Below are 25,523 nucleotides of genomic sequence, written 5' to 3'. Positions count from 1 at the left end.
TCCTATACAGCTGGTGTCAGCGCAGCTCCCGCGCGCCAGCCGTCCTGATAGGCGCGACCCAACCGCAGAATGACGTCCACGTGACGCCTGGCGATTGCCAGAACGTCATCGCCATATCCTCCCCCCACCGTACAGGCGAGCGGCAAGCCATGGCGAAGCGCAAGATCAGCCACGAACAGATCTCGTCGCGCCAGCCCCTCCTCCGTCAGCGACAGCCGGCCGAGACGATCACCACCGAATGGATCGACGCCGCCCTGGTACAGGATCAGGTTGGGCGCGAACTGGTCGACCAACGGCGGCAAACTCGATTTCAATGCGGCGAGGTAAGCGAGGTCATCTGCGCCATCGGGCAACGGCACGTCCACTGTCGAACGCGCCTTGCGCGCCGGAAAGTTCTTTTCCGCGTGAATGGAATAGGTTGCGATGTCCGGATGACCTGCGGTGAGCGCCGCCGTGCCATCGCCCTGGTGAACATCAACGTCCACGATCAGCACACGCCGCCCCTCTCTGGCGAGTTGAAGGGCCGCAACGGCGAGGTCGTTGAAGACGCAATAGCCAGCGCCTGTTTCCGACAGTGCGTGGTGGCTCCCCCCCGCAGTGTTGGCGGCAAAGCCACGGGAAAGCGCGAGATGCGCCGCGCGATATGTTCCGCCCGGCACAACCTTCGCGCGCCGCGCCACGGTGGTGGTCACCGGAAAGCCAATGCGTCGTTCCTTTTCTCGCGGCACGCGCGCTTCAAGTACCTCCGCGACATAGACAGGATCATGGGCTGCCTCGATCCAGTCACGCGGCGCCGCGTCGGGCTCATGCCAGTCGATCGCCTCGCCTTCGGCCAGAAGAAGGTCGCGGATCGCCCCGTTCTTGCCCCAGCGATAATTGCTCTTCCGCGGCGCTTCCGGGACGTAATCGGGGTGATGGACGACAGCGATCATCTGCGCCAAGATAGGTAGCAAAAGCGAACCTGAGGAGAGAGAAATGACTGATACGCTGATCCGCGAGGAGCAAGGAGATGCGGCGCCGTCAAATGATGGCCCGTACGTCCGGCCAGACGTGCGCGGGTTTCTCGACTTCCTGAATAGCACGCCGGGGCCGAAAACGCATGAAGGCACCGCGGAGGCGGCGCGCCAGATGTACTTGGCGATGAAAGACGTCGCCGATCCTCCACTCGGTGAGCTCGCCACGATCAAGGACCTGACGATCCCTGGTCCTGCCGGGGACATTCCTGCTCGCCTCTTCGACGTACGCGCGTCCCGAGAGCCGGGACCGGTGGTTGTCTTCTTTCATGGCGGCGGCTTCGTCATCGGGAACATTGACACGCATGCCAGCTTTACGGCGGAAATGTCGCGCCAGCTCGACCTGCCGGTCGTGTCCGTGGACTACCGCCTCGCCCCGGAGCATCGCTGGCCGGCCGCCCCGATTGATTGTGAAGCGGCTGCACGCTGGGTGGCCTCCAATCCGGCTGAGCTCGGCCGTACTGCGACCAGCCTCGTCCTGTCAGGCGACAGTGCTGGCGGAACCCTGACGATCACGACCGCAATGAGCCTGCGCGACAATGCGGCCGAGGTCCCCGTCATCGTACAGGCACCGATGTATCCGGCCGCCGACATGAACAAGGAATATCCTTCGTTTAATGATTTCGCAGACGGCTACCTGCTGACCCGCGAAACGATGATCTGGTTCGCGGAGCACTACCAGGCAGACTTCACTGACTTCCGGGGCTCGCCGATGATCGGCAACCTCATCGGCCTGCCACCGGCGGTGGTAATCACCGCCAGCCTGGATCCGATCCGCGATCAGGGTCGGGCCTATGCCGCCGCCCTTATTCTCGCAGGGGTGCCGGTCACGTTCCGCGAAGCGATCGGCAACATTCACGGCTTTATCACCCTACGACAGGCGGTGCCGTCGAGCGCAGGTGACGTGGCGGGATATCTCGCTGCTGTGAAGGACGCCATCGTCGAAGCAGAAGGCCAGTGGGTGATGAAGCAAGCGGCCGGCTGACGGCCGGCTCGACATAGCTCGCAAAGAAAAAGGGCTGGAACGTTCGTTCCAGCCCTTTTCGTTTCTAGCCTAGGGATCCGATCAGAAAATCGAGTCCAGCGCGATCCGCGCACCCGCGTAGAAGTACCGGCCAATTGGCGAATACGGATAGCGGATGCTCGCCACGTCACCGACCTCGTTGGTCAGGTTGTTGACGCCCAGGTAGAAGTTGAACTTCTCACCGGCGGCGATCGATGCCTGCAGGTCATGCTCCCACCGCTCACGGTAGAAGATGTACTGCGGCTCTGCGATATCAGGATTTGCGGACACCTGATCTTCCGTGAAGCGGCGCAGCTTGCTGAAGTAGTTCAAGCCATAGTTCAGCGTGAATGCATCCTTCGTCCAGGTAAGGTCGAACGTGCCGCTGTACTTCGGCGCCAGCCGGCTCACGCTCGCCCGCATCAGCTCGTTCTCACGGTCTGCACCCGGCGTCGGAACGAAGTCCAGCCGGTCCAGATAATTGCCCACCAGCTTGAAGTTGAACACACCGACCGAACCCGCATCGAGCCGGTAGTTAGCGGTCACGTCCAGGCCCTGCGTCCGGAATTCGGCGACATTCTGCGGCCCGACGAAGTAGTCGGACACATAGCCCGTCGTACCCGAGCGGGTCACGTTGGCGCAGTAGATGTTGTCGAGCGTGGGCTGGTCAACACACAGGTCGACAAGCTGCTGTACCTCCGGCGTGTTGATCGCGTCCTTCAGCTTGATGTTGAACCAGTCGGCCGTGATCTGCAGGCCCGGCACGAAGCTCGGCTGAAGGACGACGCCGACGGTCCAGGTCTTTGCCGTTTCCTGACGCAGCGCATTGTTGCCGCCGCTCCGGCCAGGAAGGCTGGCAGTCGCCTGCGGATCACTGACCGGGTTGAACGAGGCGATCTGAGCTGGGGACAGACCTGCCGCGGTCAGCGCCGCCTGGCAGTTCGCCACGCGATATTGCGTGCCTTCCGGCAGGTTCTCCGGGTCGCACGGATCGTCGATAAACGCGAACGTACCGTTCTGCGGAGCGAACAACTCCGTCACGTTCGGGGCGCGCACTGCCTCCGAATACCCGCCGCGGAAGCGGATGTCCCGGACCGGAGCATAGACGCCGCTCACCTGCCAGGTCGTCGTGCTTCCAACCGTGGAATAATCCGACAGGCGGATGGCGGCGTTCAGCTCGAGAGTCTCGGCAAACGGCAGGTCACGAAGAACCGGCACGCGCAATTCGCCGAACGCTTCCTTCACATCGAAGCTGCCGCGCTCCGGCAGGATCTGCGCCAGATCGGCCAGCGCGCCCTGCTGCGATAGCGGGTCCGAGACGAACGAGCTGATTTCCTTGCGATATTCGCCACCGATCGCGAAATCGACCGGGCCGCCGGGCAGCTCGAAAAACTTGCCGAAATCGCCCGAGATCGATCCCGAAACGACGTGTTGCTGCACCCGATACGTATTGGTGAGGTCGGCGTTGATGAAGTTCAGCGCCGCGGCGCTCGCCACGTTCTCACCCAGGATGTTGAGCGGCTGACACCCGCTGTTTGCGCCCGGCGCGAAGGTCGTTGCCGGCCCATCGAAGTTGTTGGGGTCGATGTTGGCGCCGGGGAGCAGGTTCGACCGGCAAACGATCTGCCCGGTAGCGGGATCGCGCACCGCATCAAGCGCCGCGAAGTAGCGATCTGCGATACGATAGTTGGTGCTCAGGAAGCGGCTGTCCGTACGGCCATAGACGTACGACAGCTCGTAACGAGCGTGATCGCCGATCCGACCGTCGGCACCGACGACGGCCCGATACGTCTCGCGCTTGTTGGACTCGCCGCGGACACCCAGATCGAAGTTGTCGCGTGACACATACGCCCCGTTGGAGGCCGCCGCCGCGCCGAAACGATCGATCAGGAATGCGTTGTCGGGCGCCAGGTACGTGCCGAAGTCAAAGCTCGGCTGCGAAACGCTGAAGCTCTTGGTGTTCGTGTACTTGCCCTGCGCAAAGATGCGCAGCGCCGGGGATACTTCATAGCTGGTCAGCAGATTGAAGTTGTGAATGCGGTTCTTCGGCTGGAGATCGCCCTGATACCCGGCCTGTGGCGTGCTGTCGCCGCCCTGCACCAGCCCGCCCGAACCGGGAAGAAGGCGGCCGCGGTCGTACACCTTGCCGCTGCCCGTGAAGTCGGGGATTCCATCGCCATCCAGATCGACGGCGCCATCTGGCGAGCTGTCCGCATAACGCAGGTCATTGGTCAGCACGCGGTCTGGCCGGGTCGGATCATCGGGGAAGTCGTTGGGATCACGAACAAGGCCGAAAAGGCCCAGGGGATTGCCGGTGCGGTACCGACGGAAACTGCTCAGACGATCATCGTCGCGGAATTCGTAAGAGAACGCCACATTGCCGCGGCCCTCTGCGAAGTTCTTGCCAGCGGTGATCGAGAGATAGCGGTTGCCAGCGTCGCCCTCGTCGGAAATGCCGGTCTGCGCGCGTGCCATCAGCCCTTCGAAGTTGCGCTTCAGCACGAAGTTGACGACCCCGGAAACGCCGTCCGCGCCGTAAATCGCGGACGCGCCACCGGTGGTTACGTCGATCCGGTCGATCAGGTCGACAGGAATGGTGTTGATGTCCACCGACGCGGAACCCGGCAGACCAGCAACATGGCGGCGACCGTCAACAAGCACCAACGTGCGGTCGGTACCGAGATTGCGAAGGTTCAGGAGGTTGGTGCCGGTCGCGCCAAAACCAGCGTTCGAACCGGCCTGCGCCCCGCTCGTGGCGGAGCCGAGCAGCGCAGGATTCTGCGACAGGAAGTCGGTTACGTTGACGCGTCCGGACTGCTGAAGAGTTGCTGCCGAGAAGGACGTCACCGGCGTCGGCGCATCGACTTCCGGGCGGGCGATGCGCGAGCCGGTGACCACGATGTCAGCGTCTGCACCTGCATCGTCATTCACCGTGGCAACATTATCCGCAGTCGGCACTTCAGCCGTCTGGCTCTGCACCGTTGGCTCGACCTGAGCCGCGACGGGAAAAGCAACGATCCCGCCCAGAAGGGATGATGCCAGGAGCGTACGACGCAACGTATTCATGATATGCCCTTTTTACTGGGGCACCTTTGGCAGGCGCTCTCGTTTGGGGACCTCAACTCCTCGCATCCGGATAGGGATGCAAGCTTGTCGTATCGTTAACCTTATTACCTCGGCGCTTGTTGCTCGCGCGCCACACTTACCCAAAACGAAGACGGCGGCCGCCCATCGGACGACCGCCGTTTGCGCCAATGGCTTACGGATCAGTAGCGGTAGTGGTCCGGCTTGAACGGGCCTTCGACCGGCACGCCAATGTAGCCGGCCTGCTTCGGCGTCAGCTTCGACAGCTGCACGCCCAGCTTCTCAAGGTGAAGCGCCGCAACCTTTTCGTCGAGGTGCTTGGGCAGAACGTACACTTCGTTCTTGTAGTTCTCGCCCTTGGTCCACAGCTCGATCTGAGCGAGCGTCTGGTTGGTGAACGACGCGCTCATCACGAACGACGGATGGCCGGTGGCGCAGCCGAGGTTCACGAGGCGGCCCTTTGCCAGCACGATGATCTGCTTGCCGTCCGGGAACTTCACCAGATCCGTGCCCGGCTTCACTTCGGTCCACTCGTAATTGTCGAGCGCGGCGATCTGGATCTCGCTGTCGAAGTGGCCGATGTTGCAGACGATCGACATGGGCTTCATCGCCTTCATGTGATCGGCGGTGATCACGTCGGCGTTGCCGGTCGCGGTGACGAAGATGTCGGCGCGCTTCACCGCCTCGTCCATCGTCACAACCTCGAAGCCCTCCATCGCCGCCTGCAGCGCGCAGATCGGGTCAATTTCGGTCACGAGCACGCGGGCGCCGCCGTTGCGAAGCGACTGGGCCGAGCCCTTGCCGACGTCACCGAAGCCGGCAACGCAGGCGACCTTGCCGGCGAGCATCACGTCGGTAGCGCGACGGATCGCGTCGACCAGGGACTCCTTGCAGCCGTAGAGGTTGTCGAACTTCGACTTGGTCACCGAGTCGTTGACGTTGATCGCGGGGAACGGCAGCTCGCCCTTCTTGGCGATCTCGTACAGGCGGTGGACGCCGGTGGTGGTCTCTTCGGACACGCCCTTCAGGTTTTTCACCGTCTCGGTCAGGTAGCCCGGCTTCTTGGCGATGAACGCCTTCAGCGCGCGCTGGAATTCGACTTCCTCGGCATTCTCCGGCTCACCGAAGCTTTCGCCGCGCTCAAGCTTGGCACCCCACAGGGCAAACATGGTGGCGTCGCCGCCGTCGTCGAGGATGATGTTGGCGGTCTGGCCGGTGCCGTCATCCCAGTCGAAGATCGAGCCGACATAATCCCAGTAATCGGCGAGACTCTCACCCTTCACAGCGAAGACCGGGATCCCCGCAGCGGCGATCGCGGCGGCGGCATGGTCCTGCGTCGAGAAGATGTTGCACGTTGCCCAGCGCACATCGGCGCCGAGAGCGACGAGCGTCTCGATCAGCACCGCGGTCTGGATCGTCATGTGCAGCGAGCCGGTGATGCGCGCGCCCTTCAGCGGCTGCGACGCGCCATATTCCTCACGCAGCGCCATCAGGCCGGGCATTTCGGTCTCGGCAATGTTGATTTCAGCGCGGCCGAAATCGGCCAGGCCGATGTCCTTGATGACATAATCAGTGGTGGGGCGATCGAGAACGGTGGCCACAACGGGTCTCCAGGAAAGTGACGCCGACCAAGGCATATCACCGGCCGACATAGCCGCCACATAATCGGGCGCATTGCCGAATACAAATATAAAGATATCTTTATATGTCGGCAGAGCGAGGTCGTGTGGACGCGCTCGCAGCCCATCTGGGTGATTGGCATAGCTCCTTTGAGCCGACCGGAGGCATAATCACGTCGCGGCGTAGCCATGCTCGATCGGCTGGGAAACGAACCCTCATGCCTTCAACGGCGCCCCAGAAGCTTCATCGCGCCGCCGCCTCACCATCCGTACCGTTTCCGCATGCTAGTCTCGCTTGAAGAAGTCGAACCGCTGCTACGTTCCCCTGTCACGGGTGGACGCCTGAAGCGCTGCGAAGCCTCGCTGGTGGACGAGGCGGATACGTCCAGTCGCTTCGCCTTCGTCGGCCACGCTCCGGTGCTCGTCGACTTCGATCGCTCCATATTCTCGCCGAGCGATCTGCTTGATGGCCAGGCCGTGAGTCAGGTGGCCCGCCCCCGCTTCAGCGGGCTGCGTTCGCGATTGAAACGCCTCCTCTCGCCTCCCAAAAGAGTGACGAGCGAGAATGTCGACGAGTTCATTCGCCTGCTCCTGAGGGACAATGACAACCCGGTGGTACTCGTCGTCGGCGGCGGCACCGTGGGCCAGGGAATGGCCCCGCTCTACGAACACCCCAATATCCGCGTGCTGGCGCTCGACGTTTACGCTTCTCCATTGGCGCAGCTGGTCGCCGACGCACACCAGATCCCGTTGGCAGACGCCAGCATTGATGGCGTGGTTGTGCAAGCCGTCCTCGAACACGTGCTGGAGCCGCAGGTGGTTGTGGATGAGATTTGGCGGGTCCTGCGACCCGGCGGCATCGCCTATGCCGAAACACCGTTTCTTCAGCACGTTCATGAAGGCGCGTACGACTTCTTGCGTTTTACGGCGAGCGGTCACCGTTGGCTGTTCAGGCGGTTTGAGGCGATCCGAACTGGGGTTTGCGGCGGTGCCGGCACGCAAATGCTTTGGTCGATCGATTATTTCGTCCGCGGGCTGTTTCGCTCCGTAGCCGCGGGCAAGGCGGCCAAGCTTTCCTTCTTCTGGCTGGCGCTGCTCGACCCCTTGGTACCTGCCGCCTATGCCAATGACGCCGCCAGCGGATTTTACCTGATGGGCCGCAAAACCGAAACCAGTCTGAAGCCGCGCGAGATGGCCTCTGCCTATCGCGGTGCGCAGGCCTGAGCCGACCCGCTTCGCCTCATCAGGCAGCCGCCGGCATTTTCAGGCGTGGCCGCTTTCGTTACCAAGAAGCCGGGGATCGATACCGGCAGCGTTGAACCCACGAGCCCATCGCTCAGTGATTTGAGTGTCGAAGAGCATGCCGTCGTCGTCATCCACGTTCAGCCAGCCGTGCCGAGTCATTTCGCCGTCAAGCTGCCCCGCACCCCAGCCGGCATAGCCCAGGGCAACCAGCCATCGCGTTGGCCCTTTACCTGATGCGATCGCCCGCAAGGCATCGAGTGTGCCCGAGAGCGCCCATTTACCCGCAACGTCGATCGTGTCCTGCCCGCTCCAGTCACGCGAATGAAGAACGAAACCGCGCCGGGTCTCGACCGGGCCACCGAAGTGAATGGGGGCATTCGGCGTGTCTCCCGGATCGATGTCGACCTGTTCAAACACGTCATGCAACCCAAGGCCGCCGATCTGAGCACCAATGCCGATGCCAATCGCGCCCTTCGTATCATGCGCGCACACCGCGATCACCGCTTGCTGAAATCGCGGGTCGCCGATCCCCGGCATCGCAAGGAGGAACTGGCCGGTAAGAAAGGTCGCTGTCTCCATGGACTTACTCTAAGCCGAGCCGCAGCGGATCGTCACGCTTGAAAAGCAGTCTTCTGATTGCGAGGAAAGATCGACCGCAACCAGCGGCTGCAGGAGATACCGAATGACGATCAACGTCGGCGACAAGCTGCCTAGCGCGACCCTTGTGAAGGCAACCGAAAACGGGCCGGAGGCAGTAAACTCCGCGGATTACTTCGCTGGCCGCCGGGTTGCGTTGTTCGCAGTGCCCGGCGCCTTCACGCCGACCTGCTCAGCCAAGCACCTGCCAGGATTCATCGAAAAGGCTGCCGATCTGAAGGCGAAGGGGATTGATGAGATCGCATGCACCTCGGTGAACGATCCCTTCGTGCTCGGCGCTTGGTCGAAATCGGCCGGCGCGGCAGATGTGACAATGCTGGCGGACGGCAATGGGGATTTCGCGGAGGCGCTTGGCCTTTCCATGGATGGCACCAAATTTGGTATGGGCAAGCGCAGCCAGCGGTACGCGATGGTAATCAACGACGGCGTCGTCGAGCAGCTTCACGTAGAGGCGCCGGGCGAGTTCAAGGTCAGCTCTGCAGATCACCTGCTCGGCAACCTCTGATCCTGGCAAGCGTTGGTCGGCCTATCTTCGGAAAGGAGGATCGGCATGACCAACGCAACCCACACCAATGCGGGCCAGAAGGGCTCAGCCACTCTGGTGGAGCGGGCTCGTGACGCCGCCGGCGGCGCGCAGGCTCGAGTGACGTCGGCCACGACTGCCACGATGGATGCGGCAAAAGGGCATCCCTATGCGGCCGCCGGAATCATCGCGGGCGTTGCCGCCGCTGTCGGCGGTGCCGCCTATGCGGCAACCCGGCGCGGTCAGCCCGATACGGGCAAGGGCAAGACAAAGCACTAAGTTCAAGACGCCGCTCCGAACAACGGGCGGAGCGGCGTCTTGCCAGTGTCACCGACGCGGCGTAACCATCCGCGATGACTGCTCAAGAGATCGTTGCCGAACTAGACCGGCTCTACACCGACGCTGTTGCCCGCCTACAAGCTGCGCTGAACCTTTATTTAACCGAAGGTGTCGCGCCCTCGACTGAGGCCCGCCGCAACGGTTCATTTGCTTATCCGGAAATCCGCCTCCGGTTCACTGGCGGTATCGATCGCCCCACGCCGCTCCGCTCATTCGGCCGGCTGGTGACTCCCGGTGAATACCGCATCTCCGTCACCAAGCCTGGGCTGTTTGCCGAGTATCTCATCGAGCAGCTAACCCTGCTGATGGAGGATTATGACGTAACGGTGGAGGCGGCCCCTGGCGCAACGGAAATCCCCTTCCCCTATGTGCTCGATGCCGGTCACGCACTAAGCCTGGATGAAGTGTCGGCCGCTGAATTGGCGCGCCACTTCCCGGCGACAGAGCTCGCGCACATCGGCGACGAAATCGCCGATGGACTGTGGGCCTCCATAGATGGCACCCGCCCCCTCGCCCTCTTTGACGCGCTTCGTACCGATTTCAGCCTTGCCCGACTGCGGCACTACACCGGCACCGCGCCGGAACACGTCCAGCGTTATGTGCTCTTCACGAACTATCATCGCTATGTCGATGAATTCGTCAGGTGGGCCACGGCACAGGTGGGCGGCGACAGTCGCTTCACCGCGCTTGCGGGTCCGGGTGGTGTGATGTTCGGGCCGGGGGATGATCCCGCCGTGCTGGACGACACGGCGTGGCGCCGGCTCCAGATGCCGGCCTATCACCTGATGGCGCCTGATCGCGCCGGCATCACGCTGGTCAACATCGGCGTGGGCCCTTCCAACGCAAAGACGATCACCGATCACTTGGCCGTGACTCGACCGGACGCGTGGATGATGATCGGCCATTGCGGCGGATTGCGGCCCTCGCAGCGGATTGGCGACTATGTGCTGGCGCACGCCTATCTGCGCGATGATCACGTGCTCGATGACATGCTCCCGCCGGAGATCCCGGTACCGGCCATCGCTGAGGTCCAGCAAGCCCTGGCTCGCGCGGCGGAGACCGTCTCCGGCCAGTCCGGGGAGGAATTGAAGCGCCGCCTGCGCACGGGCACGATCGTGACCACCGACGATCGAAATTGGGAATTACGCTACAGCCGGTCCGCGCTTCGCTTCTCGTTGAGCCGCGCTGTCGGCATCGACATGGAGTCGGCGACGATCGCCGCGCAGGGTTTCCGCTTCCGAGTCCCCTATGGCACGCTGCTTTGCGTATCGGACAAGCCGCTCCACGGCGAGTTGAAGCTGCCGGGGCAGGCAAATCGCTTTTACGAGCGCGCAATCTCCGAACACATGCGGATCGGGATCGAAACCTGTGAGGAGCTGCGCCGGGAGGGGCAGAAGCTTCACAGCCGCAAGCTGCGGGCCTTCAACGAGCCGCCCTTCCGCTGAGCTACGTTCCACCGAGGAAACGATTCATCGAGTCACTGCGTTACGCTCCCCATTCAGGCAGAAAGGGGAGCTGACCATGGCCGACAACGAAGAAACGCCGCCCGCCGCTGCGCCCAAGCCGCCCGCTCGTCGGGCTCCGCGCAAAAGCACGGCGTCGAAGTCGGCCCCGGACAAGCCCGCAAGCAAGCCGCGGCGCAAGCCAGCCGCGGCGAAGAGCGAGAGCGCTGCGGAGCCGGCAACCGTCAGAAAGCCGCCGGCGCCTCCCAAGCCGCGTTCGACAAAACGGGCGACCCCGCCCCCCAAGCGCCCGGCGAAACCCAAGGCAGAAACGCCGCCCGAATCTGAAAAGACGCCCGTCTGGAAGAGCAAGGCGGCGCTCGCCGGCGGCTTGGCGGCCGTAGGTGCGGCCGCAACCGCGGCCTTGCTGTCGCTGCGCGGTTCCACGCCGAAGAAGAATGCTGACCAGAAGCCGGACGGAAAGCCCGAAGAGGCCGCTGGGGAAGGCACCTCCTCACCCCCCAAGTCAGCAGACGACAAGTCACATGCGCACATGCCGGACGGGCAGGACGCGACTGACTCGTTCGAGGCGGGCATCGCGGACGAGAACATCATCCCTGATGAGATCCCGAACCAGCCAAAATAAGGGTTTGCGGGCCGCAGCCGGCGAGCAGCGGCCCTATGCCCCACGTTCCACGACAGTCACCGTCAGGCACCGCTACGCATAAGCCGTAGCGGTGCCCGACTTCTGATTGTTACCAGCCGCTCGGCTTGCCCTTGTTCTGCTGATCCAGCCACTTCTTCAGCGGCGCGAAGTACGCGACCATCGATTTGCCCGACATTTCCCGCGTGCCCGTGAACGCCTGCAGCGCATCGGGCCAGGGCTTGGACTGACCCATCTTCAGCATAGCGTCCAGCTTCGCTCCCACTTCCTTGTTGCCGTAGAACGAGCATCGATGAAGCGGCCCCTTCCAGCCAACCTGGCGGCAGGCAGCTTCATAGAACTGGAACTGCAGCAATCGCGCGAGGAAGTAGCGGGTGTAGGGAACCGCCGCGGGTACGTGATACTTCGCACCAGGGTCGAACTTGGTCTCGTCGCGTGCAACGGGTGGCACGATGCCCTGATATTGCAGCCGCAGCTTGTCCCAGCCCGCCTGCATCTGTCCTTCCGGGATTTCCCCCGAGAACACCTGCCAGCGCCACTTGTCGACCAGCAATCCGAACGGCAGGAACGCCACCTTGTCCATCGCCTGACGCAGCAGCAGGCCGATATCCTTGTCTGCGGACGGCACCTTGGCCGGATCAAGCAGATTGATCTTCACCAGATAGTCCGGCGTGATCGACAGCGCGACGAAGTCGCCGATCGCTTCGTGGAAACCATCGTTTGCACCGCTCCTGTAAAGTAGCGGCTGCTGGTTGTAGGCCCGCTGATAGTAATTGTGGCCGAGTTCGTGATGGATCGTGACGAAGTCGTCAGAATTCACCTTCGTGCACATCTTGATGCGCAGATCATCGACGTTGTCGACGTTCCAGGCGCTGGCATGGCAGATGACCTCGCGATCCTGTGGCTTCACAATCTGCGACCGCTGCCAGAACGTTTCCGGAAGAGGTGCAAAGCCGAGCGAAGAATAGAAACCCTCGCCGGTCTTCACCATCTTCACCGGATCATATTGCTTGGCCTTCAGCAGATCGCCGATGTCATAGCCCAGATCACCCGCGCCGGCCGGAGCCACGACGTCATAGATGTTGCCCCATTCCTGGGCCCACATATTGCCAAGCAGATCCGCGCGGATCGGGCCCGTCTTGGGCTGCACGGCGTCGCCGTACTTCTCGTTCAGCTTCCAGCGAACATAGGTGTGCAGCGACTTGTACAGCGGCTCCACCTCGTTCCACAGCTTGTCCGTCAGTGCCGCGAACTGGTCCGGTCCCATATCGTAGCCGGAACGCCACAGCGCGCCCGTGTCCTTGAACCCCAGGCCCGTCGCACCTTCATTGGCAAGCTTGGTCATCGCGGCATAATCCTGCCGCATCGGCGCGCCGACATTGTCGTGCCAGCTTACCCACATCTCCTTCAGCTTCTCAGGATCCCGCGAGTCGCCCATCGCCGCTTCGATGTCGGATCCATTAATCGGCTTCCCATCAAGCGTTCCCCGCCCCTTGCCATAGCTGGACGACATGCGCGTGTTCAGGGTCGATAGCTCTTCGGCCGCGCCCGGCCGGTTCGGCGCTGGAAGCGTTACCCCGCCGGCCATGATGTAGAGCTTGCGCGCCGTATCGGCGGAGAGGCCCGGCACGTTGCGGTACTTTGCAGCCTCGGTGGCAAGCTGCACCTGCCGTTCCGTGAACCGCCCGCCAGCTTTCGCGGCGAGCGCGTCCGTGTCGTCGGTGATGTACGTGGCGTTCACCCAGGAGATCTGAGCGAGTTCCACGCTGGTACCGGCAAGCTCCTTTTCCGCGGCAGCGACAAAGGCATCGGCCTGCGCTGCAGTGGGCGCGGCCCGCGTGGCAGCAGGAGCAGCCTGCTGGGCCAAGGCGGGTTGCACCGCAAGCGCTACCGCCAGGGCGGCAAGCGAAACGATCTGACGATTCATGGTGAGTCCTGATGTGTCGTTATGTTGTCACACTGAGCGCAGCGGACGATCGGGTCAACCCGCGAGAAAATCTGCAATCGCCTGGCCAAGCTCAGCTTTTGTCACCGAACTCATATGGTTGCCCGGCACTTCCACCAGACGGGCATTGGGCAACGCGCCTGCGAGGGCTGCCGCAGAGCCATTGTCGTCATCTTCCCGGCCATTCACCACTAGAGTCGGCTGGTCAAAGCCTTCTACGGCGCTCAACGGGGTCGAAACAAACGTATCCAGGACGCCGAGCAACGCCACCGGATCACCTCCGGTAGTCTTCAGGAACGCCTCTGCCATCCAAGCCGGGCTTCCTCGTTCATGCGAGCCCAGGTTGGTAAGGATATGCCGGAAGTGGCTCTGCCGCCTTTCCGAATTGGTGAGCCCCTCAAGCCCCATGCCGGAAAAAACGATCCGCTGCGGCGTCGCGCCGGTCGCCAGCATCCGGGCCGTCGTTCGCGCGCCGAGCGAGTATCCGCCAAGATCGTAATCGGACAGGCCGAGGTGCGCGATCAAGGCATGACCGTCCTTTGCAAGCGCGTCGGGTGGGTAAGCCGCGGCGTCATGCGGCTTATCACTCTCCCCGTGCGCACGCAGGTCAGGCATGATCACCCGGCGCCCCTTTCCCGCAATTGCCTCCGCATGACCGTAGCGGATCCAATTCGTGTTCGCGTCCGAGAAATAGCCGTGGAGCAGGAGAACAGGTCGCCCCTGCCCCATCTCATGCCACGCCAGCCTCGTTCCATCGAAGCTGGCAAAATGATGCGTCTCAATCGGGAGTTTTGCCACAAGCGTCCATCCAGCGTTTCACGACGTTCTCATTCTCTTCGCTTCGGACTCGTGGCAAGCCTCGCGTGTCGATCCAGGCCTCGTGCATGCTTTCAACGGCATAATGATGCACCGGCTTGAACCGCCCAGGATCGTCAAAGCTGCCGACGGTGATGTCCACGTTTTCCGCGTGCTCCAAAAACGCGAAGCCCAGCGGCGTGCCGCAGGCAGAGCAGAACGGCCGATGAGCGATCGGCGACGAACGATACCAGTCCGGGCTACTCTCCCACCTCAATTTCGCGGCGGGCACGTTAACAAACGCAATCGACACGCCGCCCGTGGCACGCTGGCACATCCGGCAATGGCATAGATAGGCGTCATCGCTGTCGATTTCGGCTGCATACCGGATCCGTCCGCATTGGCAGCCGCCCTTCATGAACGTCATCGACCTGCTCCTCACGATACCTGAACGCCCGACGATGCCGCTACGCTGCAAGAACCTTCCGCGCCCGCACTTCCGACAACACTTCCATTATATAAGCTTGCTTATTATGTGCCGGCGTATGACAGACACGTTCGGATTCCTGTTGAGCGATACGGCGCGCATGCTGCGCAAACGCTTTGACGAGCGGGCGCGGCAACACGGCGCGACTCGCGCGCAGTGGAAGGCGTTGTCGGGCATCAGCAGAAACGAGGGGATCAACCAGGGGAACTTGGCCGATCTGCTCGAGGTAGAGCCGATCACCCTGTGCCGGCTTATCGATCGCATGGAAGAAAGCGGTCTGGTTGAACGGCGTCGCGATCCGAATGATCGGCGAGCCTGGCAGTTGTTCCTGACCGAGAAGGCAGGCCCTGTACTGGAAGAGCTGCACGCCACGGCGGACGAGTTGATGACTCAGGCACTGCTCGGCATCTCCGAGCCTCAGATCGAGATGATGACCGGTCTTCTCAACCGCATCCGCAACAATCTCTGCTCAACCGAGACCAAGGAGGTCGTCCATGGCTGATGCCGATCCGAAGCCGGGTTCGGCCGCCGAGTCACAGATCGCCATGGATGCGCCTGCACCTGAACAGTCGGCAAAGCGGCGCAGCCTGATGCGGCCGTTGCTGATGTTTGGCCTTCCGCTCCTGATCGCGCTGGTTGCCGGCTACTTATACCTGACGTCCGGCCGATACATCTCGACGGACAACGCCTATGTGCGTCAGGACGTCATCTCGGTGAGCCCGGACGTATCCGGGCGCATCGTCGCCGTGAACGTGAAGGAAAATCAGCGCATAAAGGCGGGGGACGTCCTTTTTCAGATCGATCCTGAGCCTTATCGCATCGCTCTTGCTCAGGCCAATGCAGACCTTGCGGCTGCACGGGTTCAGGTTGCGACCATGGCGACGGACAGCAGCAGCGCTGCCGCGGATATCGAAAGCGCCCGGGCCGAGTTGACGCTGGCTGAGGCAACCTATCAGCGCCAGAACGAACTGATGAAGCGCGGCTTTACCACCCGCGCAAGCTTCGACGCTGCCGTTCAGGATGTCGCCGCCGCGCGAGCCAAGATCGCAACAGGCCAAGCTGCTGCAGCACGGGCCCGTCAGCAGATCGGTAGCGGCGGGGGATCGGGCCAGCCCGCAGCCATTCAGGTCGCCTTGGCGAAGCGAGCCCAGGCAGCAATGAACCTGGAGCGTACCACGGTGCGAGCGCCCTCTGACGGCGTGGTCAGCCAGACCAGCCGGCTTCAGGTGGGCAATATCACCCCGTCGGGAGTTCCCGCCCTCAGCCTGGTGGTCAGCGATCAGGCCTGGGTCGAGGCGAACTTCAAGGAGACTGATCTCGATCACATGCGAGTGGGTCAGGCTGCCGAACTGGAGTTCGATGCGTATCCGGGCCTCAAGGTTCATGGCCGGGTGCAGTCGATCGGCGCCGGGACGGGCAGCGAGTTCTCCGTTCTTCCCGCACAGAATGCCAACGGGAATTGGGTGAAGGTAACGCAGCGAGTCCCGGTGCGGATCGCGATCAACGGCAAACCACCTCGCGTGATGATCGCCGGCCTCTCCACGGACGTTAGAATCGATACTGGGGCCCGCTGACATGGCGTCAGGGGCAGCGGCCGCAACACCGCCGGGGCGGCAAGCTCCGACGGCGGCAAATCTCACCGGCGGTAAGCCGCTGCTGGAAACGAACAATCGCGGCCTGCTGACGATCGGCATCATGGGTGCCATGATCATGCAGATCCTGGACACCACGATCGCCAACGTGGCGCTGCCACATATGATGACCAGCCTCGGCGCCACGGTGGATACCGTAACTTGGGTGCTGACGAGCTACATCGTGGCGACGGCGATCGCGCTCCCGGCGACAGGCTGGCTTTCCGATCGCGTCGGAAGCCGGAACCTGTTCCTCATTGCGGTAGGCGGCTTCATCGTCGCTTCCATGCTCTGCGGCATTGCCACGAGCCTGGAAGAGATGGTGATCTTCCGCGTCTTCCAGGGCGTTTTTGCCGCCTTTATCAATCCTTTGTCCCAGACATCGATGCTGGACATCAACCCGCCGGGCAATGCCGCCAAGGCGATGAGCGTCTGGGGCATGGGCGTGATGGTCGGCCCGATCATGGGTCCGGTGCTCGGCGGATGGCTGACCGAAAGCTATAACTGGCGCTGGGTGTTCTACGTGAACGTACCGGTCGGGGCGCTGACGTTCGCGATCCTCTGGTTTCTACTACCCAGCCGGCCCAAGGCTGTACGATCGTTCGACTTTGCCGGCTTCGTTTACCTCGGGGTCGCCGTAGCGGCATTTCAGCTGATGCTGGACCGGGGGCAAAGCGAGGATTGGTTCGACAGTTGGGAAGTGATCATCGAAGCGCTGGTGACGGTGGCGTTTACCTGGCTGTCGATTTTCCACTTCGCCACGGCCAGAAAGCCGTTGTTCGATCGAGCGCTGTTCCGGAACCGGAACCTGGTGACCGGCCTGCTCTTCATGCTGGTGGTCGGTATCTCGACCATGGCGCCGATGGCGCTGCTGCCGCCGATGCTCCAGAACCTGTTCGGCTATCCGGTTATCGATACGGGCGTGATGATGGCGCCGCGCGGCATTGGCGTCCTGTTCACCATGTGGCTGGCCGGCCAGATGATGGGGAAGGTCGACACGCGCATCGTCATCATGGTGGGGCTGGTTATATTTGGCGTATCGCTGCGCCAGATGTCCGGCTTTTCCCTTGAGCAGGATTTCTGGCCGGTGATCACCGCGGGCTTCGTTCAGGGACTGGGCATGGGGCTGGTCTTCATGCCGCTGAACGCCCTCGCCTTTGCCACCCTAGACGGACGTTATCGGACCGACGGGTCGAGCCTGCTGAACCTGTTCCGGTCGATCGGGCAGTCAGCCGGCATTTCCATGGTCACCGTGCTGCTCGCTCGTAATACGCAGATCAGCCATGCGGACTTGGCGCAGCACGTTACCCGGAACACCATTGCAGGCTTCGATCTCGCACGGCTCAGCGAACTTGGCTCCCTGTCGGACGCTGCCATGTCGACGGCAGACGCGATGGTGAACAAGCAGGCGGCAATGATCGCCTATCTCGATGATTTCTACTTGATGAGCTGGATTTCGTTCGCGGCCGTTCCCTTGGTGCTGCTGTTGCAGAAGCCAAAGGGCAAGATCGAGGTGGTGCACAGCGAGTGACCTCCAGCGGGTGATCTCCCGGTCCCCATGCACGTCGCAACAGACGAAAACGGGGGCGCCGCCGTTGGAAGCGCCCCCGCATTGATCGAGCGAACCTAGACGAAAGAAGGCGTTAGGCCGCCTTCTTCAGGTGCCGGCGCCCCAGCAACTCCGCGATCTGCACTGCGTTGAGCGCCGCGCCCTTGCGCAGGTTGTCGCTCACGCACCAGAGCGACAGACCATTCTCGACCGTGGAGTCTTCCCGCACGCGGCTGATGAAGGTGGCATAATCGCCCACGCACTCCACAGGGGTGACGTAGCCGCCATCCTCACGCTTATCGACCAGCATCACGCCGGGCGCCTCGCGCAGGATCTTCTGCGCCTCTTCCGCGGAAATTTCGTTCTCGAACTCGATGTTGATCGCCTCTGAATGTCCGACGAACACGGGCACCCGCACGCAGGTGGCGGTGACTTTCACCTTCGGATCGAGGATCTTCTTGGTCTCCACCACCATCTTCCACTCTTCCTTGGTCGAGCCGTCCTCAAGGAAGCTGTCGATGTGCGGAATGACGTTGAAGGCGATCTGCTTGGTGAACTTCTTGGCCTCGGCCTGATCGCCGACGAAGATGTTCCGGCTCTGCTCGAACAGTTCGTCCATGCCCTGCTTGCCGGCTCCCGAAACCGACTGATAGGTCGCCACCACCACGCGCTTGATCTTTGCGACGTCGTGCAACGGCTTCAGGGCCACCACCATCTGCGCCGTGGAGCAATTCGGATTGGCAATGATGTTCTTCTTGCGGAAGCCATCGATGTCACCGGGGTTTACCTCAGGGACAATCAGCGGCACGTCTGGATCCATGCGGTACAGCGACGAATTGTCGATCACCGTGCAGCCAACCGCCGCGAACTTGGGAGCATAAACCTTGGTCGCCTCGCTGCCGATCGCGAACAGGGCGAAATCCCAACCGGTCGGATCGAAATGCTCGATGTTCTGGACCTTCAGCATCCGGCCCGTCTCGCCATATTCGATCTGGTCACCGACCGATCGAGAGGAGGCGAGTACGGCAATCTCGTCAGCCGGAAACTCGCGCTCAGCGAGGATGTTGATCATCTCGCGCCCGACATTGCCCGTCGCTCCAGCGACCACCACCCGGTAACCCATAAACCAGTCCTTCAACTCGTAACCGCGCGGCCTTAGCCGCGCGCGAAAGATTCTGCCAACAAAGCTTTACTTCACGCCATTTTTCGTCACGTGCCGGTCAAGGAAGTTGAGCATCGTCGTCCAGGGATGGATCTCCCGCACCGCGCCGTGTGCCTTGCCAGGATACAGCATCATCTCGAAGGGCTTGTTGGCGGACTGCATTCGGGCCGCAAACGCAGTCGCATTGTCGAGGAACACGTTGTCATCGGCCATGCCGTGCATCAGCATGAGTGGATCGCTGATCCGTGCCGCTTGCTCCAGCGCACTGGAGCCACGGTAAGCCTCCGCATCGCGCGTCGGATCACCCATGTAACGCTCTGTATAATGAGTATCATACAACGCCCAGTCCGTGACCGGCGCGCCTGAGATACCGGCCGCGAACACGCCCGGGTGTGCTTCCATCATCTTCAGGGTCAGATAGCCGCCGTAGGACCAGCCATAGATCGCGATCTTGTCCGGATCCACGAACGGGAGCGATTTCAGGTAACCGGCACCGGCGAGTTGGTCGTCCACCTCGACCGTGCCCATCGCGTGCCAGATTGCGTCCTCAAATGCTTTGCCACGATTGTCCGAACCGCGATTGTCGATCTGAAAAACGATCCATCCCTGCTGCACCAGGAACTGGCGCAGCGGCATGTTGCCGGGCCAATCGCGCCACACGTCCTGGCTGCCGGGACCGCCATAGTGCATGAAGAAGACGGGGTATCGCTTGCCCTTCTGCAGCACCGGCTTGATCATCTGCCAGTGCAAAGGCGTACCGTCCGCAGCCTTGATGGTGCCGAACTCGGTCGGGCGGTGCGTGGCCAGGAACGGCGCATAGGGGTGATCGCCTGCGACCGCATTCTCGTTCACCCAGGCGATCCGCTTGCCATTTGCGTCGGCGATATAGGTCTGCCTGGGCTGGCTCGGGTTGGATCGGCTGATGATGAAGCGCGTTCCTGCGCCATCCGCCGCCACTCCGCCGAGAGACCATCCGGTCTCGGTCAGCCGGGTGATCTGCTGCGGCCGCGCCAGGTTGAGCGCGTAGAGGTGGCGTTCAAGCACGCCATCCTTGTTGGCGGTAAAGACCACCCGGCCATTTGCCTCATCCACGGCAACCAGCGAGTCGACCACCCACTGCCCCTTGGTAAGCTGGGTCCAGTTGCCCGCCTTCCAGCGATACAAATGGCCGAAGCCGTCCCGCTCCGACCGCCAGATCAGGCTCCCGTCGCTAAGCAGCCGATAAGCGTCGGAAAGGTTGACCCAGCTCTTCTCGCCTGCCCGCTCGCTGAACAGCACGGTCGACTTGCCGGTCGCTGGATCGACTCGAAGCATGTCCAGCGTACGCTGGTCTCGCGACTGCCGCTGTACCAGCAACGCCGAACCATCCGGCAGCCAATCCACCCTGGCGAGATAAATGTCGCGCTCCGGTCCGAGGTCTACCTTTACCTTGCCCGTTCCATCCGGCTTCATGATGAAGAGATCGACCAGGACGTTCGGCGCCCCTGCCGCTGGGTAGCGCTGTTGGTAGATACTGGTGCCGGTCGCGCCGATCGAAGCCCGGGTAAACACACGCACCGGCGCCTCGTCGAACCGCTCGACGGCCAACAGCCGGTCGTTCGGCGACCACCAATAGCCGGTTCGCCGATGCATTTCCTCCTGCGCGACAAATTCTGCCTCGCCGAAGTGAACGGTACCGCTGCCCTCCGTGGTCAGCTGGCGCGCACCACCGCCGGCGGCGGGCTGCACCCACAGGTTCTGATCGCGGACGAAGCTGACGTAGGTGCCGCGCGGGGATACCACCGGGTTCAGTGCGCCCCGCGTTCCATCCAGCCGCTGAACGTTGCCATCGAGAGTGGCGACGAACAACTCGCCGTCCACCGGCACCAGGATCGACTTGCCATCCGGGGCCCAATCGTAGTCGAGGATGCCGGTCTTTCCGGTCTTGGACCGGTCGCGCTCGCGCTGCATCTTTTCCGCCTCGGAAAGTTCAGCGCCGCTACCAACCTTGCGCGAGTCCACCAGCATGCGGGATTGCCCGGTACGGGTGTCCATCGCCCACAGATCGAAGCGGTTGCGCTCGTCGGCACGCGGCCGCACCGACGTCAGCAGCGTGCCGTCGGGCGAAAGGCGCAACGCTTGGGGCTGACCGCCGGCAAGATCAGGACTTGCGAACACACGCTGGAGGGTCAACTTCTCCGGCGGCATAGGTGACTTAGCCATCGCAGCGCCTGCCCAGATCGTTAGCCCGGCTCCGATCGCCGCCATCCATATGCGCATTCACTCTTCCCAAATGCAGTGAGCCAGCGGGTTAGCCCGGCTTCCGCCGAAGCGCAAAGCGCGCAGCCGCGATCCCGCCGGCGCAGCACCGGGGGATTGTGCGCCGGCGTACCTGCTGGCCACCTCCCGCACGGGAGACGACCTGATCGTCGGCCCGCCCTGCGACGGCAGGGGATCTCGACTTGGTACGGCTTGCGGGTTTAGGTCGCGGCAATGCGCCTGAACAAGCACGTCAAGGATCTGCACCTGCGGCGCCGCAGCGCGCTGCCGGACTGGGCCAGCCTTGGACTGCGCGTCGCACTGGCGCTGGCGCTGATCGGGGTGGCGCTGGGCGGGCACTGGTTCGACCGCGAAGGTTTGCGCGACAACATCGATGGGTCGATCAGCTTCACGGACGTACTGTACTTCACCATGATCACCGTCACGACGGTGGGTTACGGCGACATTGTTCCGGTAACGGACAGCGCACGGCTGTTCGATACCTTCATCGTCACGCCTATCCGCTTGTTCGTGTGGCTGATCTTCCTAGGGACAGCTTATGACTTCCTGTTGCGGCGCACATGGCAAAGGTGGCGGATGAGGGTAATTCAACGTCAGTTGAGCGGCCATGTCGTGATCGCCGGTTACGGCACTAGCGGCACAGAGGCACTCCGGGAGCTGATCCGGCGAGAAGTGGATCCGGCAAACATCGTCGTCATCGATCGCGACGAGCGGGCGCTCTCCGATGCTGAGGGATGTGGCGCTGTCGTTCTGGACGGTGATGCGACCCGTGACGCGACCCTACAGATTGCCCGCATCGATCACGCCGCAACGCTGATGGTCTCTGCCGGGCGAGACGATACTACGATCCTGATCGTTCTGACGGCGCGCCGCCTTTCGGGACAGGTTCGGATCAGCGCGGTAATACGATCCGATGACAACGAGCCGCTCGCGCGCCAGGCGGGCGCGGACGTCGTGATCAATCCGGCGAGCTTTGCCGGGCTGTTGCTTGCGGGATCCACCAATGGTCCGCACGTCTCTGAATATCTGACTGATCTCGCCGCGGCCCACGGCCGCGTGGCCTTGCACGAAAGAGATGCGACGGCGGACGACGTCGGTCGGCCGCTAACCGGCCTTGCCACGGGGTTGGGCGTGCGCATGTTCAGGGGCGGCCTATGCATCGGCTTTGATCAGCCTGAGGCCGCATCCGTACAACTGGGCGATCGCATCGTGGAGATCGTTCGGGGCAGCGCTGATCTTCAGGGCGATCCGCCAAGGAGCCATCCGCGCGCTTCCTGATCCGCTTCGCGCCCGAGGGCATCCGCGTCGGCCGGCGACCTGACCAATAAAAAAAGGCGCCGGTGGTGGACCACCGACGCCTTTTTCGACTGATTGCGCTGAGGGATTACTCCGCAGCGGCAGCCGTCGGACGGTTGTCGCGACGCTCGGCGATACGCGCCGACTTGCCGGTACGACCGCGCAGGTAATAGAGCTTCGCGCGACGGACGGCGCCCTTACGCACCACCTCGATCGAATCAACGTTCGGCGAGTACAGCGGGAACACGCGCTCCACGCCCTCACCAAACGAGATCTTGCGGACGGTGAACGACGAGCCCATGCCCTTGTTCGAACGCGCGATGCACACGCCTTCGTAGTTCTGGACGCGGGTACGCTCACCCTCGACGACCTTCACACCGACCTTGAGCGTATCACCCGGGCGGAATTCCGGGATCTTCTTGTTCGCGGTCAGCTTGGCAATCTGCTCGGCTTCGAGCTGCTGGATCAGGTTCATAAACTTCATTCCTGTTCGTCGCCGCGCGCCAGAGGGCGGTTGACCCGAGCGCCGACGTGGCGCTCCCACAGGTCCGGCCGCCGTAGCCGTGTATCTTCCTCCGCCCGGCGCTGACGCCAAGCGGCGATTTTCGCATGATCCCCCGATCGCAGCACTTCGGGGATCGTGCGCCCTTCCCATTCCTGAGGTCGGGTATAATGCGGATACTCGAGCAGGCCGCTTTCGTGGCTTTCCTCGACACCGCTTGAAGCGGCGCCCATTACGCCGGGAAGCAGCCGGACGCAAGCGTCCAGGAGGACCAGCGCGGCCGTCTCCCCACCGGACAGCACATAGTCGCCGATCGAAACCTCCTCGATTTGGCGACCCTCGAACAGGCGCTCGTCAAAACCCTCGAAGCGCCCGCACAGAATGATGGCGCCCGGCCCTGCCGCAAGCGCTCGCACCCGCGCCTGGGTCAGCGGCTTGCCCCGCGGAGTCATGGCAAGAACTGGTCGGCCTTGCCCCTGCGCGTCCACCGCAGCCGCCAGGATATCGACCCGCAGTACCATTCCCGCCCCGCCGCCCGCCGGCGTGTCGTCCACCGTCCGGTGGCGGTCGGTGGCGAAGTCGCGAATATTGACGGCGTCGAGCGCCCAACGTCCCTCCGCCAGCGCCCTGCCGGCAATGGCATAGCCAAGTGGCCCGGGGAACATCTCGGGGTAAAGCGTCAGGACGGTTGCATGAAAGGTCACTCGGCGGCGGTAAAGCTCAACACCTGAAGACTCAACGATGGTGTCGGCGCACGCTGCACCCGTCCGGCGACGTTGCCGTTGGCGCACGTCCAGGTGAACGTGCCCTCCATGGCAGAGATGGGCGTAATCGGCGCATCGGTGCGACAGGCGCCGACGCGCTCCTTCAGTTCAACGATATCCTTGCGACGCCGGGCCAAATCGCGATCAAGCGCCACGTTGTTCGCCAGCGGCGCGCGAGCGGGATCACCGCGCTTCCACACGTCGCGCGCGATGTCATAGGCGCGGGCGAGGTCGGTGGAGACCGGAAGTGCGCGTTCATCCGCAAGCCCCGCCTGACGCAACTGGTAGAGCACCTCCAGCACCGGCTTGCTGGGTCCGGCATAGGTACGGTTCGCGAAGGCGAATACACCCACGCCTGCCTCCGGCAACATCATCACGATCGAGCCATAGCCCGGGTAACCGCCACTGTGAGACACGATGCGGCCGACATCACAGTCATTCACGACGGACCAGCCCATCCCATAAGCCGTGGCCACCCGGCACATCCGTCCGGACGCGCTCGCTTTGTCCACCGTGCTTACGAAATTGGCGCCTTCAACAATCTCGCGAACTGTCGCCCGCTTTATCGGACCGGCTTCGGCGCCGTCGCGGGCCGGCCAGCCAGAGAGAAGAAAGGCGACCCAGCGCCAGTAATCATTGGCACTGGTCTGCACCCCGCCCATCGCCCCGAACGCGCCGTCCGCCATGTCCGGTTCGCGAACCCAGGCGTCGTCCTGCCAGCGATAACCAAGAGCACGCACGTCCTGTGGCCCGTTCAGCACATCATAGCCTGTGGTCGTCATCCCCAAGGGCGCCATGATCTCGCGGCGTATGTAGTCCTGGTAGCGCACCCCCGACACATTGCTTACGATCCGCCCCAGCGTGGCATAACCAAGGTTGGAATATTCCATTCGTTGGCCAGGCGCCTGGGCGAACGGCACGCCCGACTTGAGCATGGCACTGAAAGCAGCTTCCGGCAGGGGCTGCTGCCGATCGCCCCAAGGATTGTCCTCGACAAAACCGGCAGTGTGGTGGAGCAGATCCGCCACCCGGATCCGCCGACTGTCCGCGCTGGGGTATGTCCAGCCGCGCATTTCGGGGACATAGCGTTCCGCCGGCGCATCCAGCGACAGGCGATCTTCGTCGCGCAGCTTCAGGATCGCCATGGCAGTGAAGGCCTTCGACATGGACGCAATACGAAACAGGCTGTCGGGCGTCACCGGCTTACCACTGGCGACGTCCTGCACGCCGAGCCCCCGCACCAGGACAAGTTTGCCGTCTTTCACCACGCCATAGACCAGCCCCGGCACATGGGTCTGCTTCATCCACGTGTCGAAGATCATGGTAAGCTGCGGCTCAAGGCCCTCCACGCTTGATGCGCGGGGTGCAGCAGCAGGCGCAGGTGCCACCACCTGCGCTGAGGCAGCAGTCGATGAGGCAAGCAGCAAGGCAGCAGATAACGCGCGGATCATGATCTTCCCCCGGGTCGTATTCGGGTGCCAGCGTTACCTGCCGCCCTTTGCCCGTCAACTACGACGGGCAACGCGGAACCGTCGTCGTCGATC

General features: G+C 62.8%; 22 protein-coding genes. 10 read left to right on the top strand and 12 right to left on the bottom strand.

What is annotated here, in order from left to right; translation table 11 throughout:
- Window positions 1–2 precede the first annotated feature (2 nt).
- The gene (locus LK535_RS00575; RefSeq protein WP_227769961.1) at window positions 3–932 is read right to left on the bottom strand and encodes a histone deacetylase; all 930 of its coding nucleotides are present in this window, start codon (window positions 930–932) and stop codon (window positions 3–5) included.
- 43 nt (window positions 933–975) lie between these two features.
- Between LK535_RS00575 and LK535_RS00570 the strand changes: the two genes are divergently transcribed.
- On the top strand, window positions 976–1,998 hold the full coding sequence (locus LK535_RS00570) for an alpha/beta hydrolase (protein ID WP_227769960.1): 1,023 nt from the start codon (window positions 976–978) through the stop codon (window positions 1,996–1,998).
- Between the two features lie 81 nt (window positions 1,999–2,079).
- On the opposite strand, the gene LK535_RS00565 is transcribed toward LK535_RS00570, so the two are convergent.
- Window positions 2,080–5,082, bottom strand: a complete 3,003-nt coding sequence (locus tag LK535_RS00565) for a TonB-dependent receptor plug domain-containing protein (RefSeq protein ID WP_227769959.1) — start codon at window positions 5,080–5,082, stop codon at window positions 2,080–2,082.
- A 200-nt stretch (window positions 5,083–5,282) separates the two neighbouring features.
- Complete coding sequence (gene ahcY, locus LK535_RS00560) at window positions 5,283–6,737, bottom strand: adenosylhomocysteinase (RefSeq protein WP_265333995.1); 1,455 nt, start codon at window positions 6,735–6,737, stop codon at window positions 5,283–5,285.
- A 264-nt stretch (window positions 6,738–7,001) separates the two neighbouring features.
- Here ahcY and LK535_RS00555 point away from each other — a divergent pair, with 264 nt between their 5' ends.
- Complete coding sequence (locus tag LK535_RS00555) at window positions 7,002–7,943, top strand: class I SAM-dependent methyltransferase (RefSeq protein WP_227769957.1); 942 nt, start codon at window positions 7,002–7,004, stop codon at window positions 7,941–7,943.
- Window positions 7,944–7,982: 39 nt separating this feature from the next.
- On the opposite strand, the gene LK535_RS00550 is transcribed toward LK535_RS00555, so the two are convergent.
- Window positions 7,983–8,543 carry a YqgE/AlgH family protein gene (locus LK535_RS00550; protein ID WP_227769956.1) on the bottom strand — a complete coding sequence of 187 codons (561 nt, stop codon included), beginning with the start codon at window positions 8,541–8,543 and terminating at the stop codon, window positions 7,983–7,985.
- 103 nt (window positions 8,544–8,646) lie between these two features.
- On the opposite strand from LK535_RS00550, the gene LK535_RS00545 reads away from it, so the two are divergent.
- The 4 genes from LK535_RS00545 to LK535_RS00530 all read left to right on the top strand — a co-directional run bounded on the left by LK535_RS00545 (window position 8,647) and on the right by LK535_RS00530 (window position 11,571).
- Window positions 8,647–9,126 carry a peroxiredoxin gene (locus tag LK535_RS00545; protein WP_227769955.1) on the top strand — a complete coding sequence of 160 codons (480 nt, stop codon included), beginning with the start codon at window positions 8,647–8,649 and terminating at the stop codon, window positions 9,124–9,126.
- 45 nt (window positions 9,127–9,171) lie between these two features.
- Complete coding sequence (locus LK535_RS00540; protein ID WP_227769954.1) at window positions 9,172–9,423, top strand: hypothetical protein; 252 nt, start codon at window positions 9,172–9,174, stop codon at window positions 9,421–9,423.
- Window positions 9,424–9,497: 74 nt separating this feature from the next.
- Entirely contained in the window at window positions 9,498–10,928 is a 1,431-nt protein-coding gene (locus tag LK535_RS00535; protein ID WP_227769953.1) for an AMP nucleosidase, read from the top strand.
- Window positions 10,929–11,004: 76 nt separating this feature from the next.
- Window positions 11,005–11,571, top strand: a complete 567-nt coding sequence (locus LK535_RS00530; RefSeq protein ID WP_227769952.1) for a hypothetical protein — start codon at window positions 11,005–11,007, stop codon at window positions 11,569–11,571.
- Window positions 11,572–11,680: 109 nt separating this feature from the next.
- On the opposite strand, the gene LK535_RS00525 is transcribed toward LK535_RS00530, so the two are convergent.
- Genes LK535_RS00525 through LK535_RS00515 form a run of 3 tightly spaced genes read right to left on the bottom strand, consistent with a single transcriptional unit; the run spans window position 11,681 to window position 14,747 of the window.
- The gene (locus LK535_RS00525) at window positions 11,681–13,516 is read right to left on the bottom strand and encodes a M2 family metallopeptidase (protein WP_227769951.1); all 1,836 of its coding nucleotides are present in this window, start codon (window positions 13,514–13,516) and stop codon (window positions 11,681–11,683) included.
- Window positions 13,517–13,570: 54 nt separating this feature from the next.
- The gene (locus LK535_RS00520; RefSeq protein ID WP_415837048.1) at window positions 13,571–14,332 is read right to left on the bottom strand and encodes an alpha/beta fold hydrolase; all 762 of its coding nucleotides are present in this window, start codon (window positions 14,330–14,332) and stop codon (window positions 13,571–13,573) included.
- On the bottom strand, window positions 14,313–14,747 hold the full coding sequence (locus tag LK535_RS00515; RefSeq protein ID WP_415837047.1) for a GFA family protein: 435 nt from the start codon (window positions 14,745–14,747) through the stop codon (window positions 14,313–14,315). The genes LK535_RS00520 and LK535_RS00515 overlap by 20 nt, the downstream gene beginning before the upstream one ends.
- Here LK535_RS00515 and LK535_RS00510 point away from each other — a divergent pair.
- The 3 genes from LK535_RS00510 to LK535_RS00500 are packed head-to-tail and all read left to right on the top strand — an operon-like array spanning window position 14,746 to window position 17,978.
- The gene (locus tag LK535_RS00510; RefSeq protein WP_321576525.1) at window positions 14,746–15,318 is read left to right on the top strand and encodes a MarR family transcriptional regulator; all 573 of its coding nucleotides are present in this window, start codon (window positions 14,746–14,748) and stop codon (window positions 15,316–15,318) included. The genes LK535_RS00515 and LK535_RS00510 overlap by 2 nt on opposite strands.
- Complete coding sequence (locus LK535_RS00505; RefSeq protein ID WP_227769949.1) at window positions 15,311–16,390, top strand: HlyD family secretion protein; 1,080 nt, start codon at window positions 15,311–15,313, stop codon at window positions 16,388–16,390. The genes LK535_RS00510 and LK535_RS00505 overlap by 8 nt, the downstream gene beginning before the upstream one ends.
- A 1-nt stretch (window position 16,391) precedes the next feature.
- Window positions 16,392–17,978: a DHA2 family efflux MFS transporter permease subunit gene (locus tag LK535_RS00500; RefSeq protein WP_227769948.1), complete on the top strand. Its 1,587-nt coding sequence runs from the start codon at window positions 16,392–16,394 to the stop codon at window positions 17,976–17,978.
- A gap of 112 nt (window positions 17,979–18,090) precedes the next feature.
- Here LK535_RS00500 and LK535_RS00495 read toward each other — a convergent pair whose 3' ends face one another.
- Both LK535_RS00495 and LK535_RS00490 read right to left on the bottom strand, forming a co-directional pair.
- Window positions 18,091–19,119, bottom strand: coding sequence for an aspartate-semialdehyde dehydrogenase (locus LK535_RS00495; RefSeq protein WP_227769947.1), 1,029 nt, complete (start codon window positions 19,117–19,119; stop codon window positions 18,091–18,093).
- Between the two features lie 66 nt (window positions 19,120–19,185).
- Window positions 19,186–21,417: a DPP IV N-terminal domain-containing protein gene (locus LK535_RS00490; RefSeq protein ID WP_415837046.1), complete on the bottom strand. Its 2,232-nt coding sequence runs from the start codon at window positions 21,415–21,417 to the stop codon at window positions 19,186–19,188.
- A 213-nt stretch (window positions 21,418–21,630) separates the two neighbouring features.
- On the opposite strand from LK535_RS00490, the gene LK535_RS00485 reads away from it, so the two are divergent.
- A complete protein-coding gene (locus LK535_RS00485; protein WP_227769945.1) occupies window positions 21,631–22,695 on the top strand; it encodes a potassium channel family protein in 1,065 nt (354 codons plus the stop codon).
- Window positions 22,696–22,801: 106 nt separating this feature from the next.
- Here the strand turns inward: LK535_RS00485 and rplS are convergent, their stop codons facing one another.
- The 3 genes from rplS to LK535_RS00470 are packed head-to-tail and all read right to left on the bottom strand — an operon-like array spanning window position 22,802 to window position 25,430.
- The gene (gene rplS, locus LK535_RS00480) at window positions 22,802–23,188 is read right to left on the bottom strand and encodes a 50S ribosomal protein L19 (protein WP_227771019.1); all 387 of its coding nucleotides are present in this window, start codon (window positions 23,186–23,188) and stop codon (window positions 22,802–22,804) included.
- Window positions 23,189–23,193: 5 nt separating this feature from the next.
- Complete coding sequence (trmD, locus tag LK535_RS00475) at window positions 23,194–23,919, bottom strand: tRNA (guanosine(37)-N1)-methyltransferase TrmD (RefSeq protein ID WP_227769944.1); 726 nt, start codon at window positions 23,917–23,919, stop codon at window positions 23,194–23,196.
- On the bottom strand, window positions 23,916–25,430 hold the full coding sequence (locus LK535_RS00470) for a serine hydrolase domain-containing protein (RefSeq protein ID WP_227769943.1): 1,515 nt from the start codon (window positions 25,428–25,430) through the stop codon (window positions 23,916–23,918). The genes trmD and LK535_RS00470 overlap by 4 nt, the downstream gene beginning before the upstream one ends.
- Window positions 25,431–25,523 lie beyond the last annotated feature (93 nt).

The sequence above is a fragment of the Sphingomonas sp. IC4-52 genome (assembly GCF_020707225.1).
In the GTDB taxonomy this organism is placed as follows: Bacteria; Pseudomonadota; Alphaproteobacteria; order Sphingomonadales; family Sphingomonadaceae; genus Sphingomonas.
The sequence above is the reverse complement of the archived record's forward strand: the minus strand, read 5'-3'. Positions and strand labels throughout refer to the sequence as shown.